A 14,892-nucleotide genomic window follows, 5' to 3' on the forward strand; every position below is an offset into this window, starting at 1 on the left:
GTGGCTCCCCTGACTTTGCGAAAACGTCAGAGGATTCGATTGGTTCCGGGTTCCATCGCGACCGCGCATCTTGCCATGCTGCGGCAGCAAATGGTCGGAATGGTGCTAGCCCTGCAATCATTCATGCGTTAACGCTGCGTAGAATTATGCAGGGCATCATGGCTGAACCCACAAAAGAACTCGCAGTTTTCCTCGGTATCGATACTGGAGGTACCTATACGGACGCGGTGCTCTGGTCAGAGCAGCGCGGAGTCATCGCCAAGGCCAAAGCATTGACGACGCGGCATGATCTAAGTGTAGGGATTGCCGGCGCCGTCGAAGGAATTCTGGCTGAGGCCTCTGTCGTTCCTTCCCACATCAGGCTTGTTTCCATGTCAAGCACGCTTGCCACAAATGCTCTTGTCGAAGGACAGGGCGGGCGCATAGCACTCGTCATGATTGGCTTTGAGAAAGCCGATCTGGAGAAGGCCGATCTTGGCTCTGCTCTTGGGTCGGATCCGGTCATATTCATTCCAGGTGGTCATGACGTCTATGGCCGGCCGCAGCCGTTCGACACGAGTGCCTTGAGCGAGATCCTCCCAGAGTTGATTGGAGAGGTGACCGGATTTGCCATCTGCGCGTATTTCGCCGTCCGCAACCCTGAACATGAAATAGCAGCCCGCGATATCGTACGCCGAGAAACTGGGCTGCCTGTCACCTGCAGCCACGAACTCTCTGCGAAACTGAACGGTCCTCGCCGCGCATTGACGACTGTACTCAACGCCCGCCTCATCGCGATGATCGACCGGCTGGTGGCGGCAACGGAAGGGTTTCTCGACCGCAGCGGCATCCGTGCGCCGCTCATGGTCGTGCGGGGTGATGGCGCTCTCGTCTCTGCGGCCTTTGCCCGTCATCGGCCGATCGAGACTATTCTTTCCGGCCCCGCGTCCAGCCTTGTCGGCGCTCGGTACATGACAGGACTTGATGAGGCTATCATCTCCGATATTGGCGGTACGACCACCGATGTCGCGGTACTCGACAAGGGGCGGCCCCGGATTGATCCAAACGGCGCCACCGTTGGCGGCTTCCGTACGATGGTCGATGCAGTTGCCATGCACACTTTCGGCCTTGGCGGAGATTCGGAAGTATCTCTCGACGATAACGCCATGGTTCCGGGCATAAAGCTCGGCCCACGACGGCTCGTGCCCTTGTCTCTACTCGCGGCCAAACATGGCTCATTGGTCATCGACCATCTTATGCGTCAGGCGAAGTCGGCCACTGCCGGACGGCTGGACGGGCGCTTCGCGCTACTTACCGGGGTCCCGGCGCAGATGGCAACCGGTCTAAGCAAAAATGAAACTGAACTCTATGGACGAATAACGGTGGAACCTCAGCCGCTTGACCGGCTTCTGACGTCAATGTCACAGGCGACAATAGTCAACCGGCTTGTCGCCCGGGGACTGGTCCATCTCTCCGGGTTTACCCCATCGGACGCTTGTCACGTCATTGGCCTCCAGAAGAATTGGAATGCCGAAGCAGCGCGGTATGGTGCTGTTCTCTACGCCCGGCGGAAGGATGGCGCGGGTCGCCCGCTATGCGATACGCCGGAAGAGGTTTCTCACCGCACCTATCAAGCTCTCATCCGCCGTTCTTCTGAAGTGGTGCTGGAAACGATCTTCGCCGAGGACGGGCTTGACGGGCCGGATATTGTCGCGAGCCCGCTAATCCAGCAGGCACTTTCAGGCGAAAGAGGAATTGCCGGGGCTAGGCTCGACATCGACCGGCCTTTGATCGGGTTGGGCGCATCGGCACCGGTCTACTATCCGGCTGTCGGAAACATGCTGGGTACAAAGTGCATTGTTCCTGCCGACACTGACGTGGCAAATGCCTTGGGAGCCGTCGTTGGGCAAGTGAGCGTTTCAGTTGAAGCCCACATAAGTCAGCCCATGGAGGGTCTCTTTCGCGTTATGGCGGGCGAGGTAGTCATGGACTTCCAGATTGAGGAAGAATCCATTGCTTTTGCTGAAACAACGGTAAAGCATCAAGTCGGTCAACTCGCGCTGGAAGCTGGAACGGACGAAGCGCAAATCAGCATCGAGCGCAACATCAGCGCCGCCACAGTCGAAGATCAACGCAAGTTTATCGAGGCGGTGATTGTAGCGACAGCCTCGGGACGACCACGCATCGCGCACTGAAGCATTCGTTCGGGGTACGGCTTGAAATCTGCTGCTATTGACGAATTGACTGACCGTGCCCTGGCGTGTTCAAGAATAGTTTTATGAAGATTGAGGAACGAACCATGATTGAGCGCATCGAAGTCAATGGCCTGAAGGTGGCGAAGGAACTCAACGACTTCGTGGCCAACGAAGCCATCCCCGGCGCCGGTGTCGATTTGGCACAATTCTGGTCTGGCTTTGCGCAGATTGTCGGGGAACTCGCCCCGAAGAACCGCACTCTCCTTCAAAAGCGTGATGAATTGCAGCTTCAGCTGGACTCGTTCTACCGGGAGAAGCGTGACACGGGTTACAGCAACGAGGAATATGAAGCGTTTCTGAGGGAGATCGGCTACCTCTTGCCCGAAGGGGAGGCTTTTTCGGTAACGACCAATAATGTTGACGCTGAGATTGCCGTCATTGCCGGTCCACAGTTGGTCGTTCCAGTCATGAATGCCCGCTATGCGCTGAACGCTGCCAACGCGCGCTGGGGTTCACTCTATGATGCGCTGTATGGAACAGACGCGATTTCGGATGAAGGTGGTGCGGAAAGAGGCAAGACGTTCAATCCGGTTCGCGGCGCCAAGGTCATCAACTGGGCAAAGGCTTTTCTCGACGACAGTGCGCCACTGGATGGCGTGTCGTGGGCCGAAGTTTCCGGCGTAAGTGTCGAAAATCACCACCTCACGCTAAGAGCTGATAGCGGGCTCACGGCCTTGAAGGATAAAGAACAGTTCGCCGGTTACCGTGGTGAAGCTACAGCGCCAACTGCAATTCTTCTTGTAAAAAACGGGCTGCACGTCGAGCTTGTCATCAATGCTGACCATCCGATTGGCAAGACAGACCCGGCGCATATTGCCGATGTGCTGCTTGAATCAGCTCTTACCACCATTCAGGACTGCGAGGATTCGGTTGCTGCCGTCGATGCGGAAGACAAAATTATCGTCTACCGCAATTGGCTCGGCCTGATGAATGGCGACCTGACGGATACTTTTCAGAAGAGTGGCAGAACCGTTACGCGCAAACTCAACGCAGACCGGGAGTACACCGGAAGGGACGGCAAGCCGCTGACCATACCTGGACGCTCGCTCATGCTGGTTCGCAATGTCGGTCATCTCATGACCAATCCTGCCATTCTCGACAGCGAGGGCAACGAGGTTCCTGAAGGGATCATGGATGCGGCGATCACTGCATTGGCCGCTCTCCACGACATAGGACCGAACGGGCGTCATATGAATTCCCGCGCCGGGTCGATGTATGTGGTCAAGCCAAAGATGCATGGCCCGGAAGAGGTGGCGTTCGCGTGCGAACTCTTCGGACGCGTCGAGACCCTGCTGGGCATGGAGCCGAACACCATGAAGATGGGAATCATGGATGAGGAACGCCGCACCACTGTCAATTTAAAGGAATCGATACGCGCCGCGAAGGATCGCGTGGTGTTCATCAACACTGGTTTTCTCGACCGCACGGGTGATGAAATCCACACTTCCATGGAAGCAGGTCCGATGATCCGCAAGGGCGACATGAAACAGGCCGCCTGGATAAGTGCCTATGAGAACTGGAACGTCGATATCGGACTCGAGTGCGGGCTTGCCGGCCACGCGCAAATCGGCAAGGGCATGTGGGCAATACCGGACCTGATGGCAGCGATGCTCGAGCAAAAGATCGCGCATCCGAAGGCCGGTGCAAACACCGCATGGGTACCATCTCCAACTGCGGCAACGTTGCATGCCACGCATTATCATAGGGTGGATGTGGCGAAGATTCAGGCGGAACTGAAGAACCGCGAACGCGCCAAACTCGGCGACATCTTATCGGTGCCGGTTGTTTCCCGGCCTAACTGGACCGCTGAAGATGTTCAGCGCGAACTCGATAACAACGCGCAGGGCATTCTTGGCTATGTCGTTCGGTGGATCGATCAGGGCGTCGGCTGCTCCAAGGTGCCGGACATCAACAATGTCGGGCTTATGGAGGATCGCGCGACGCTGCGCATTTCCGCTCAGCACATCGCCAATTGGCTGCACCACGGTATAGCGAGCGAGACACAGGTGCTCGAAACGCTAAAGCGAATGGCTGCCATCGTCGACGAGCAGAACGCCGGGGATCCGCTCTATCGTCCCATGGCCGCCGATTTCGATGGCTCGGTTGCGTTCCAGGCTGCCTGCGACCTGGTTTTTAAAGGCCGTGAACAGCCAAACGGCTATACTGAACCGGTTTTACATCGCCGGCGGCTCGAGCTTAAGGCTAAACGGGCTACGGCATAGAAAGAATGGGTCGGTTCGCCAGATATCCTGCTTTTCTCGCCATTGTGATGGTGTGGAGCGCTGGACTGGCGGCGGAACGACAGACACCAACCGTGGAAATCGTCGACTGGGGGCTGACCAGAGCCAAAGAGGTCGGAACGGAAGTTTCGCCCGACACGCCAACGGGACTGAACCGGCTGGTCGAAGGTCCCGTCGACGTCACTCGAAGCACGACCATTCGAGCCTGCATCGGCACGAGTTTCGGCGTTCTTTATCGAGTGCCGAACAGCGAAGACATCGTCCTCCCCATTGTCGTCGTGGTTCTCCACCCGATGATCAGAACGCCGGATGGACGATCGATGGGAAAAAGCAGTTGGCAAGACAATGCCACTTCCCTGCGGCGCTACGCGGGTTGGGTATTCGAGAGAGATTTCGAGCTTGTTTCCGGTTCATGGACAATCTTGCTCCGCGACCCGTCGGGCAGAGAACTGGCTTCGAAACAATTCGATGTAACTGCCGGAAGCTGCCCGATATCATAGCCTGGTCCTGGTGTTGGCGACCGCCACGATGGTGCGATTCGGCAGTTCTACAGGTTGCCGGTCCAGCCAGAAGCGGGGCGTTAGATGCCGAACCTACTTGTTAGCGGCGAGATTCTTGTTTAGGCGAAGCGCATGAAACTGCTCGCGTTAGATACTGCTGCAAATTTTTGTTCCGTCGCCGTTCTCGATGTAGAAACCGCGTCCGTGCTGTCGGAGTCGAGCCAGGACATAGGTAAAGGACATGCGGAGCGCCTGATGGCAGCGATCGAGCAGGTACTTTCTGATGCGATGCTTTCCATTACTGACATAGGCAAGATCGCCGTTAGCATCGGCCCCGGTTCTTTTACCGGAGTCCGTGTTGGCGTATCGACTGCGCGGGGCTTTGCACTTGCACTGGGATGCGAAGCGGTTGGCATCAGTACACTTCAGGCATTGGCTTACGATGCACAAAAATCGTTTCCAGGCAGACAGGTGCTGTCCATCATCGATGCGCGGCGCGATGAACTCTATGCGCAATTCTTCGGTAAGGATGGCTCCGCAGCATCGGATCCCATGGTGACATCACTCCAGGCGCTCCTGCCACGACTGGAGGACATAGCCGGCGAATATGTCTTGTCGGGATCGGGCGCGGCGTTGATCAACGAAAAGCTGTGCCAGCCGCTGGATATCGCCACGACGGCCGCGACGGCCAGCATAGAGGCGTTTGCGCGGCTGGGTGCAGTGCTTGTCGGTGAGGCGCCACGGCCACTTTATCTGCGCGGGCTTGATGTCAAGCCGCAGCAGGGATTCGTTCTAAAAAGGAAAGCCGAGGAATGATTGGCTTTCCTTTCGAAAATCGGCGATCGCAACCTTTTGTCATCCAGCCTCTTTCACGAGATGACGCACCGTATCTGGCGAGAATTCACGCGCAGACATTTCGCCAACCGTGGAGCGACGACGAGTTTCATGCGCTGATCGTGAATGACAAGGTTTTTGGCTTCATCGCCCGCGAAGAGGGCAATCCCAAAGCACCGCCTGGTGGTTTTGCTCTTGCACGTCTCGTCCTTGACGAGGCTGAACTGCTCACCTTGGCGGTCGCGCCCCAATCACAGTGCAGGGGGATCGGCCACGCACTTATGGATGCAACACTTCGTCATCTGCACAATGCCCGGGCGAGTATGCTGTTTCTTGAGGTTGACGAACAGAATGCCGCGGCACTTGCCCTTTATCGCAGGATGGGCTTCAAGAAGGTTGGAAAACGGCCCGATTATTACAGAACTGCTGACGGGCGTTCCGCTGCGTTGACGATGCGCCGCGATCTGGACAAGAGTCGCTGATATGGTCGCCTGGCTGCGTTTTGCCATCACGGCGGCGATTTTCGTGCTTGTCATAGTTCTGCTTGTTCCGTTGCAGTTCTTCTTCCTGAAGACCCAGTGTCGGCTCCGCGCCACCTTGCCGATCATCTTTCACAGGATCGTGCGGCGTCTTCTCGGTTTTCGCGTCCATGTCCATGGCGAGATAACAAAGGAGAGGCCGCTTCTGCTGGCGGCCAACCATTCGTCGTGGACCGATATCGTCATCCTCGGTTCGCTGGACGAGGTAGCATTCATCGCGAAAGCCGAAGTCGCTAACTGGCCCCTGTTCGGTATCCTGGCGAAGCTTCAGAGAACTGTGTTCGTCGAGCGGGAAAAGCGCGGCAAGACCCATCATCAGGCCAGCGAAATCGCAACCCGTCTGGCTCTGGGCGACGCTATGGTTCTTTTCGCAGAAGGTACAACTTCTGACGGGAACCGCGTCCTCCCTTTCAAAACATCGCTCTTCGGGGCAGCACAGGTAGCCATTCGCGACGCCGGCGCAAGATCGGTCGTCGTGCAGCCCGTGGCAATTGCCTATACGCGTGTTCAGGGAATGCCGATGGGAAGATTTCACAGGCCCATCGTTGCCTGGCCGGGGGACGTTCCGCTTGGACCGAGCTTGATTGGTCTCCTCAAGCATGGCGCGATCGACGTGGATGTGTGGTTCGGCGAGCCTGTTGTCATCGACGCAAACAGCAATCGTAAAATGCTGGCGCGCACCATGGAGGACCGGGTTCGCGCCATGGTGCGAGCATCGCTGATGAAACGCGACTTTGGCGCTCACGACGCAAAGAGTGAGTCAGCTATTCTCAAAGACTCGAAAAACCTCTAAAAGCCTGCCCATGGACGACATGACTATCAATAATCGACCGGACGAGGCCTCCGGTACCGCTGAGCATTCGCCGCTGATCGCGAACACGCGCAAGGTATATGTAAAAACTTATGGCTGTCAGATGAATGTTTATGACAGTCAGCGCATGACCGACAGCCTGGCTGCGGAGGGTTACAAACCCACGGATACCGCCGAAGATGCGGATCTCGTGCTTATAAATACCTGCCACATACGTGAAAAGGCCTCTGAAAAGCTCTATTCAGCTCTCGGTCGTCTGCGCAAGATGAAGGATGCACGAGCGAAGGAAGGTCGCGAACTGACTGTCGGCGTTGCCGGCTGCGTTGCGCAGGCAGAAGGTGACGAGATCACCCGCAGGGCTCCCGTTGTAGATCTGGTCGTAGGTCCACAGACGTATCACAGACTGCCTCAAGCACTCGCTCGTGTCCGGCAGGGTGAGCGGGTGGTAGAAACCGAATACGCGATTGAGGACAAGTTTGAACATCTGCCGGCCCCTGGGAAGGAGCAGACCAGAAGCCGGGGCGTGACGGCGTTTTTGACGGTGCAGGAGGGATGCGACAAGTTTTGCACTTTCTGCGTTGTCCCCTACACACGCGGTTCGGAAGTGTCGAGGCCAGTTGCACAAATCCTGAAAGAAGCTGAAAAGCTCGCCGATGCCGGTGTGCGCGAACTAACCTTGCTCGGCCAGAACGTCAACGCATGGCACGGCGAGGGAGCGGATGGCCGCGAATGGGGTTTAGGCGAGTTGCTGTACCGGCTGGCCGAGATTCCCGGGATCGCCCGGCTTCGCTACATCACCAGCCATCCGAGGGACATGGACGATGCGCTGATAAACGCCCATCGCGATCTCGATATGCTGATGCCATACCTGCATTTGCCGGTTCAGTCCGGTTCCGACCGCATACTGAAAGCCATGAACCGCAAACATACGGGTGCCGATTATCTGCGCTTGATCGATCGTATTCGCGAAGCCCGTCCAGATATTGCTCTTTCAGGCGATTTCATCGTCGGTTTCCCCGGCGAGACGGAAGAAGATTTCGAAGCAACACTCCAACTTGTGCGCGACGTCACATATGCAGCCGCGTATTCGTTCAAGTACTCGCCGCGTCCAGGCACACCTGGCGCAGATATGCCCGGTCATGTCGATGAAGCGGTGAAGGACGATCGGCTGCAGCGCCTGCAGGCTTTGCTGAGCGAACAGCAATATGCGTTTCAACGCAGCCTTGTCGGCAAGAGCATGGATGTACTGATAGAAAAGGCAGGAAGAACACCAGGCCAGATGGTAGGACGATCTCCCTGGTTACAACCCGTAATTATCGATGTACACAGGGCAAGAATCGGCGACATTATCAATGTACGAATCATCGACACCGGGACCAACAGTCTGATTGGCGTTCCGGAGATGAACTCGGCGAGTAATGGGACTATATAAGGGCTGAACACTTATTCAGGAGAGCCGTTTGAACGCCACCGAAAAACTGAAATCCGCTCCCTCGGGAGCGCCACACGGAGCTTCAGATCTGGCGCATATCGTACTGACATTCGACAATAACCGGCTGGCAAGTGCGCTGTTCGGTCAGTTCGATGAAAATCTCGCTCGCATCGAGCAAAAGTTGGGCGTCGACGTGCGTTCCAAAGGCAATCAGCTGGCGATCCGTGGCGAGCCTGGCGCAACGGAGCAGGCGCGTCGGGCGCTGGATCAACTCTACGAACAGTTGCAGAAGGGCCACGATATCTCCGTGTCAGACGTCGATGGCGCGTTGCGCATGGCAATCGCCGCCGATGACCAGTTGACGCTCCCGACCATGGAGAACAAGAGCAAAATGGCAGCAGCCCAGATTTCGACCCGCAAGAAGACGATTTTTGCCCGCACGCCGACACAGGACGCTTACATGCGCGCGCTCGATCGCTCGGAAATGGTGTTCGGGGTCGGGCCAGCCGGTACCGGCAAGACCTATCTCGCGGTTGCCCACGCGGCAATGCTGCTGGAGAGGGGGCTCGTTGACCGGATCATCCTGTCACGTCCTGCCGTGGAAGCGGGCGAGCGGTTGGGTTTCCTGCCGGGCGACATGAAGGAAAAGGTCGATCCTTATCTGCGACCGCTCTACGACGCGCTTTATGATATGATGCCCGCCGACAAGGTAGAACGGGCAATCGCCGCCGGTGTCATCGAGATTGCGCCGCTGGCATTCATGCGCGGCCGTACGCTCGCTCACTCGGCTATCATTCTCGATGAGGCGCAGAATACAACTGCCATGCAGATGAAGATGTTTCTCACGCGTCTGGGCGAAAACGGCCGTATGATCATTACGGGTGATCCGAGCCAGATCGATCTGCCGCCGGGCCAAAAATCAGGTCTTGTCGAGGCACTCAAGATTCTCGATGGCGTCAGCGGGATCGTCACGGTACGGTTTACGGACGTCGATGTTGTGCGGCACCCGCTCGTTGCCGCAATCGTCCGCGCCTATGACAAGGAAGGCGCCAAGCCCTGACGCTTGGCGGTGATGTCTTGATCGATATCGATATTCTCGTTGAGACCGATGGCTGGGACGATGAGCCTGTATTGCGCGACCTGGCGGCGAAGGCGATCGGCGCCGCCTGGAAAACGCTGAGTGGCGGCGAGCAGCCGGCAAGCGAACTAAGCCTTGTCTTCACCGATGATGCGACGATCAAGGAACTCAACAATGACTGGCGCGACAAGGACAAGCCCACCAATGTCCTGTCGTTTCCCGCTTTTAACCTGAAGCCGGGGCAGCCCCCCGGTCCCATGCTTGGCGACATCGTCATTGCGCGCGAAACGGTGGTGCGGGAAGCGGCGGAAGAAGGCAAGCCCTTCAACCACCATCTCAGCCATCTTATCGTTCATGGTTTTCTGCATCTGCTCGGTTATGATCATCTGAGCGATGGGCAAGCCGAAGAGATGGAAGCACTTGAACGCAAGGCCCTTGAATATCTTGCCATCCCCGACCCATATGCGCTATCCGTCATTGACGACCAATTCGATTGAGGACCATGTCTGACACGTCGCACCAGAACGATTCTGCCGCCGCTCCCGCAAGGGGAATGTCGGGGCAGGAGAGTGATGCCGAAGGGCAGAGTACTACCAGAGCGCAAGGATCAGAAAAGCGCTCGCTTCTTTCCGCCATATTCCCATTTCTGCGCGCCCGGCCCGGAACATCTCTCCGGGAGGACCTGGATGCAGCCCTGGCCGAAAGCCAGCATGGAGATACTGCGTTTTCGCCAGAAGAGCGCGCCATGCTGCACAACATCCTGCGCTTGCGGGAATTGCGGGTCGAAGACGTGATGATCCCGCGCTCGGATATAGAGGCGGTGGAAATTTCTACGACCCTCGGCGATCTTCTCGAGGTTTTCGAGGAGTCGGGTCATTCACGCATGCCGGTGTTTTCCGAAACACTCGACGACCCCCGGGGCATGGTTCACATTCGGGATGTTGTCAATCACATTACCAATATCTCGCGCGTCAAAGCCCCGCGCAGGAGCACAGCTCGCGCACCGAAGACGCCCGTCGCTGCGAAGTTCAACCTGTCCAATGTCGATCTCACAAAAACGATCTCCGACCTCAGTCTAATGCGACCGGTTCTCTTCGTGCCGCCATCGATGCTGGCCAACGATCTCATGGCCCGGATGCAGGCGCAGCGGATCCAGATTGCTCTCGTGATCGATGAATATGGAGGAACCGACGGTCTGGTTTCACTGGAGGATATCGTCGAGATGGTCGTCGGCAATATCGAGGACGAGCATGATGACGACGAAGTAATGCTTGTCGAAGACCCCGAAGGCGTTTTCATCGCCGACGCCCGGGCCGATCTCGATGAGGTCTCGGAACGGATCGGAGCCGGATTCATCATCGGCGAGCATGGTGAGGATGTCGATACCGTTGGCGGGCTGATCTTCTCGATCCTCGGACGTATTCCCGTTCGCGGCGAGATGGTGCAGGCGGTGCCTGGCTATGAGTTCCACGTGCTGGAAGCAGACCCGCGCCGCATTCGCAAGGTACGCATCGTGCCTCTACGCCATGCAGAACGCCGTCAGCCTCGCACCGCCAGGCAGGAAGACATTGCGGATCGGCCGACGGACCACGCTGAATGATCGTTTTTGGCCTGTTGTGCCCGTGACTGTCGAGGCGTCCCGAACTGCAAGAGAAGCCGGCGCAATGCAGCGGGTGGCTGGCAGAATCATTCTCCTGTCGGGCTGGAAACGTATTGCGCTGGCGTTTCTTGGCGGTGCCCTCGCGAGCTTCGCGCTTCCACCGTATGATTTCTTTGCCGTCTGCTTCGTTTCGTTTCCAATCCTCGTTTGGCTGATCGATGGTGCAGTAGATAATGCTGGTGCGCGGCCAATCAGGCGCTTGTTGCCCGCGGCAATGATAGGTTGGTGGTTTGGGTTTGGATATTTCGCCTTTGGTCTATGGTGGATCGGCAATGCGCTCCTTGTTGACGCTGCGCATTTCGCCTGGGCGGTTCCATTCGCGATTCTCGGGCTACCCGCGGCGCTCGCAATTTTTTATGCTCTCGCGGCTGCGCTGGCCCGCTTGTTGTGGAGCGACGGCCTCGGGCGGATATTCGCGCTGGCATTTGGCTTTGGCATCGCCGAATGGCTGAGATCGTTTGTTCTCACTGGATTTCCATGGAACGCCATAGGCTATGCGGCCATGCCTGTTCCGGTTCTGATGCAGTCGTCGGTCATTGTCGGGCTGCTGGCGATGAATGCTCTGGCCGTCATGGTATTTTCGATGCCCGCTCTTATCGTGGATCGACGCGGATTAAAGGCGGGTGTATTTATCGTCCTCGTCCTCTTGTCTGCCCATGCTGGCTTCGGTTTCTACCGCCTGGGTTCAGCAAAAAGCGAAGTTGGGGGAACGCAAGTCCGCATCGTTCAGCCCTCGATAGCGCAAGATCTCAAATGGGACGCGGACTCGCGCCGGGGGATATTGGACAAATACCTCGCCATGACCGACTCGGAACCGAAAGAGGGAACACCAAAACCTCAGCTGATAGTCTGGCCTGAAACCGCTGTTCCCTATATCCTGACCCAAACGCCGGAAGCCCTGAAAAGTATCGCCGATGTTCTGGCCGACGGTCAGGTACTACTGGCCGGTGCCATTCGGATGGAAGCGCCCGGCGGCAATGACGCTCCGCTTTATTATAACTCCATCTATGTGATCGGCGCCGGTGGAGAAATCGCTGCCGCCGCAGACAAGGTGCATCTTGTTCCCTTTGGAGAGTACGTGCCGCTCGAGAGCGTCTTGCGCCGGCTTGGTGTCAGTGAAGTCGTCGAACTTCCAGGCGGATTTACCGCTGCTACAGTGAGACGCTCGCTTGACGTAATGGACAATCTTACAGCTTTGCCGCTCATTTGTTACGAGGCAATTTTCCCTGCGGAAATGTCGTATCAAGGGCCCCGCGCCAACGTTATCGTCAATGTCACGAATGACGCGTGGTATGGAGATACGCCCGGACCTTACCAACATTTCCGTCAGGCGCAGGTGCGCGCAGTCGAACAAGGACTGCCGCTTCTGCGGGCGGCTAATAACGGCATTTCCGCCGTGGTCGATCCTTATGGGCGAATCATCGACGCGTTGGCACTGAACGCTATTGGGGTGATAGATGTGGCTATTCCGAACAAAGTGGAACTGCCACTTGGCGAGTCTGTCCGCCGTTTTCAATTCTGGGTTGTTATTAGCATCATTCTGGTTGTAGCGCTGGCTTATTTCTTCCGCCACAGGGCAAGGGTTGGTTGACTTTTCCTGCGGCGCCCTATCGTATGAAGCCTTATTTGGCCCCTTGCTACATTGATGATAAATTCATTTCAGCTTCATTTCATATCAATGAGATTTTTATGACTGATACTAATAAGAAAAGACCAAACCCCGTAGACGTACACGTGGGTGCACGCATCAGGTTGCGACGCAACATGATTGGATTGAGTCAGGAAAAACTTGGCGAAAGTCTTGGAATAACATTCCAGCAAATCCAGAAATACGAAAAGGGCATGAACCGCGTCGGTGCCAGCCGTCTTCAGGCGATCGGCAACATACTGAATGTACCTGTCACGTTTTTCTTTGATGACATGCCGGGGCAGTCGGACAAACCCAAGGGTTTCGAGGAGGAAAGTGAGACGACTTATGTTGTTGGCTTTCTCAACAGCTCCGAGGGTATCCAGCTTGCACGCGCATTTGCAAAAATTGGCGATGCCAAGGTCAGGCGGAAGATTCTCGACCTTGTCCGAACCCTCGGCCACGAAGACGAATAAGGCACACGAACGTTAGAGGAGCGCAGGCGCTCCTTTTCTCGGCTGTGGAAAAATATTCTCAAACAGTCATTTGTTTGAAAATGAAAGCAATTGACTGATCCCCTGGACCTTGGCAAAGACTACGCTGCTCAATTCAGACTATGCTGGTCGAGCATTCGTTCGCTTTCAAGAGGGGTTCCCCGTGACACGCAGTTCTTATCTTTTTACCAGTGAATCCGTATCGGAAGGTCATCCAGACAAAGTCTGTGACCGCATTTCCGATGAAATCGTAGACATGATCTACAAAGAAGCAAGGAAAACGGGCGTAGACCCGTGGACTGTGCGCATTGCCTGCGAAACGCTGGCGACCACCAACCGCGTCGTGATCGCCGGTGAAGTGCGTGTGCCTGACACATTGCTGAAGAAAGACAAGGACGGCGTCGTGTTGAAGGACGCCAAGGGACATCCCGTCATCAATCCCTCGCGCTTTCGGGCCGCTGCCCGACGCGCCATTCGCGACATCGGTTACGAACAGGACGGATTCAACTGGAGGACGGCGAAGATCGATGTCCTTCTGCATCCGCAGTCGGCCGACATAGCTCAGGGCGTCGACAATGCCTCCGACCGCCAGGGCGAGGAAGGCGCTGGCGACCAGGGTATCATGTTTGGCTATGCCTGCCGTGAAACACCGGATCTCATGCCAGCTCCGATCTACTACTCACACAAGATCCTCGAACTCCTTGCTGCCGCCCGCCATAAAGGCGAGGGCGATGCCGGACGTCTCGGCCCGGATGCCAAGAGCCAGGTAACCGTCCGCTACATCGATGGCGTAGCGGCTGAAACCACGCAGATTGTGCTTTCGACGCAACATCTAGACGCGAGCTGGGACTCGAAGAAGGTCCGCAAAGTGGTCGAACCTTATATTCGCGAGGCTTTGGGAGATCTGAAGATTGCCGATGATTGCGTCTGGTACATCAATCCTACCGGCAAGTTCGTCATTGGCGGTCCTGATGGAGACGCAGGATTGACCGGCCGCAAGATCATCGTCGATACATATGGTGGCGCGGCTCCACATGGCGGCGGTGCATTCTCCGGCAAGGATACGACCAAGGTCGATCGTTCCGCCGCCTATGCTGCCCGCTATCTCGCCAAGAACGTCGTCGCCGCCGGCTTTGCAGACCGCTGCACCATTCAGTTGGCCTATGCCATCGGCGTTGCCCAGCCATTGTCGGTCTATGTGGATCTGCATGGGACGGGAACGGTCAAGGAAGCTGCGGTTGAGGAAGCGCTGCGCAAAGTGATGGACCTGTCTCCGACCGGCATCCGCAAGCACCTTGATCTGAACAAGCCGATCTATGCCAAGACGTCCGCCTATGGCCATTTTGGCCGCAAGCCCGGCCGCGATGGCTCATTCTCCTGGGAGAAGACCGATCTGGCCAAGCAGTTGAAGTCAGCTTTGGCCGCTTGAGCGCTCATTTGCGA

Annotated in this window: 13 protein-coding genes; all 13 read left to right on the forward strand. The window is 56.8% G+C overall.

Annotated elements, in window-relative coordinates; all coding sequences use genetic code 11:
* Positions 1-158: 158 nt before the first annotated feature.
* The 13 genes from CU100_RS03950 to metK all read left to right on the forward strand — a co-directional run bounded on the left by CU100_RS03950 (position 159) and on the right by metK (position 14,878).
* Positions 159-2,174, forward strand: a complete 2,016-nt coding sequence (locus tag CU100_RS03950) for a hydantoinase/oxoprolinase N-terminal domain-containing protein (protein WP_106715981.1) — start codon at positions 159-161, stop codon at positions 2,172-2,174.
* A 104-nt stretch (positions 2,175-2,278) separates the two neighbouring features.
* Positions 2,279-4,456, forward strand: a complete 2,178-nt coding sequence (locus CU100_RS03955; protein ID WP_106715982.1) for a malate synthase G — start codon at positions 2,279-2,281, stop codon at positions 4,454-4,456.
* 5 nt (positions 4,457-4,461) lie between these two features.
* On the forward strand, positions 4,462-4,974 hold the full coding sequence (locus CU100_RS03960; protein ID WP_106715221.1) for a DUF3859 domain-containing protein: 513 nt from the start codon (positions 4,462-4,464) through the stop codon (positions 4,972-4,974).
* A 132-nt stretch (positions 4,975-5,106) separates the two neighbouring features.
* On the forward strand, positions 5,107-5,790 hold the full coding sequence (tsaB, locus tag CU100_RS03965) for a tRNA (adenosine(37)-N6)-threonylcarbamoyltransferase complex dimerization subunit type 1 TsaB (RefSeq protein WP_106715222.1): 684 nt from the start codon (positions 5,107-5,109) through the stop codon (positions 5,788-5,790).
* Complete coding sequence (rimI, locus tag CU100_RS03970; RefSeq protein WP_106715223.1) at positions 5,787-6,290, forward strand: ribosomal protein S18-alanine N-acetyltransferase; 504 nt, start codon at positions 5,787-5,789, stop codon at positions 6,288-6,290. Before tsaB ends, rimI begins: the two co-directional genes overlap by 4 nt.
* Before the next feature lies 1 nt (position 6,291).
* Positions 6,292-7,140, forward strand: a complete 849-nt coding sequence (locus tag CU100_RS03975) for a lysophospholipid acyltransferase family protein (protein WP_106715224.1) — start codon at positions 6,292-6,294, stop codon at positions 7,138-7,140.
* A 10-nt stretch (positions 7,141-7,150) separates the two neighbouring features.
* On the forward strand, positions 7,151-8,590 hold the full coding sequence (miaB, locus tag CU100_RS03980) for a tRNA (N6-isopentenyl adenosine(37)-C2)-methylthiotransferase MiaB (RefSeq protein ID WP_407070293.1): 1,440 nt from the start codon (positions 7,151-7,153) through the stop codon (positions 8,588-8,590).
* 28 nt (positions 8,591-8,618) lie between these two features.
* Entirely contained in the window at positions 8,619-9,650 is a 1,032-nt protein-coding gene (locus CU100_RS03985; protein WP_183635487.1) for a PhoH family protein, read from the forward strand.
* Positions 9,651-9,667: 17 nt separating this feature from the next.
* On the forward strand, positions 9,668-10,165 hold the full coding sequence (gene ybeY, locus CU100_RS03990; protein ID WP_106715225.1) for an rRNA maturation RNase YbeY: 498 nt from the start codon (positions 9,668-9,670) through the stop codon (positions 10,163-10,165).
* Positions 10,166-10,170: 5 nt separating this feature from the next.
* The gene (locus CU100_RS03995) at positions 10,171-11,268 is read left to right on the forward strand and encodes a hemolysin family protein (RefSeq protein ID WP_106715226.1); all 1,098 of its coding nucleotides are present in this window, start codon (positions 10,171-10,173) and stop codon (positions 11,266-11,268) included.
* Between the two features lie 64 nt (positions 11,269-11,332).
* Positions 11,333-12,919, forward strand: a complete 1,587-nt coding sequence (gene lnt, locus CU100_RS04000) for an apolipoprotein N-acyltransferase (RefSeq protein ID WP_106715985.1) — start codon at positions 11,333-11,335, stop codon at positions 12,917-12,919.
* A gap of 98 nt (positions 12,920-13,017) precedes the next feature.
* Positions 13,018-13,431: a helix-turn-helix domain-containing protein gene (locus tag CU100_RS04005; RefSeq protein WP_106715986.1), complete on the forward strand. Its 414-nt coding sequence runs from the start codon at positions 13,018-13,020 to the stop codon at positions 13,429-13,431.
* A 181-nt stretch (positions 13,432-13,612) separates the two neighbouring features.
* Positions 13,613-14,878: a methionine adenosyltransferase gene (gene metK / locus CU100_RS04010; RefSeq protein WP_106715987.1), complete on the forward strand. Its 1,266-nt coding sequence runs from the start codon at positions 13,613-13,615 to the stop codon at positions 14,876-14,878.
* Positions 14,879-14,892: the final 14 nt, after the last annotated feature.

It is taken from the genome of Phyllobacterium endophyticum, from assembly GCF_003010935.1.
Classification (GTDB): Bacteria; Pseudomonadota; Alphaproteobacteria; order Rhizobiales; family Rhizobiaceae; genus Phyllobacterium; species Phyllobacterium endophyticum.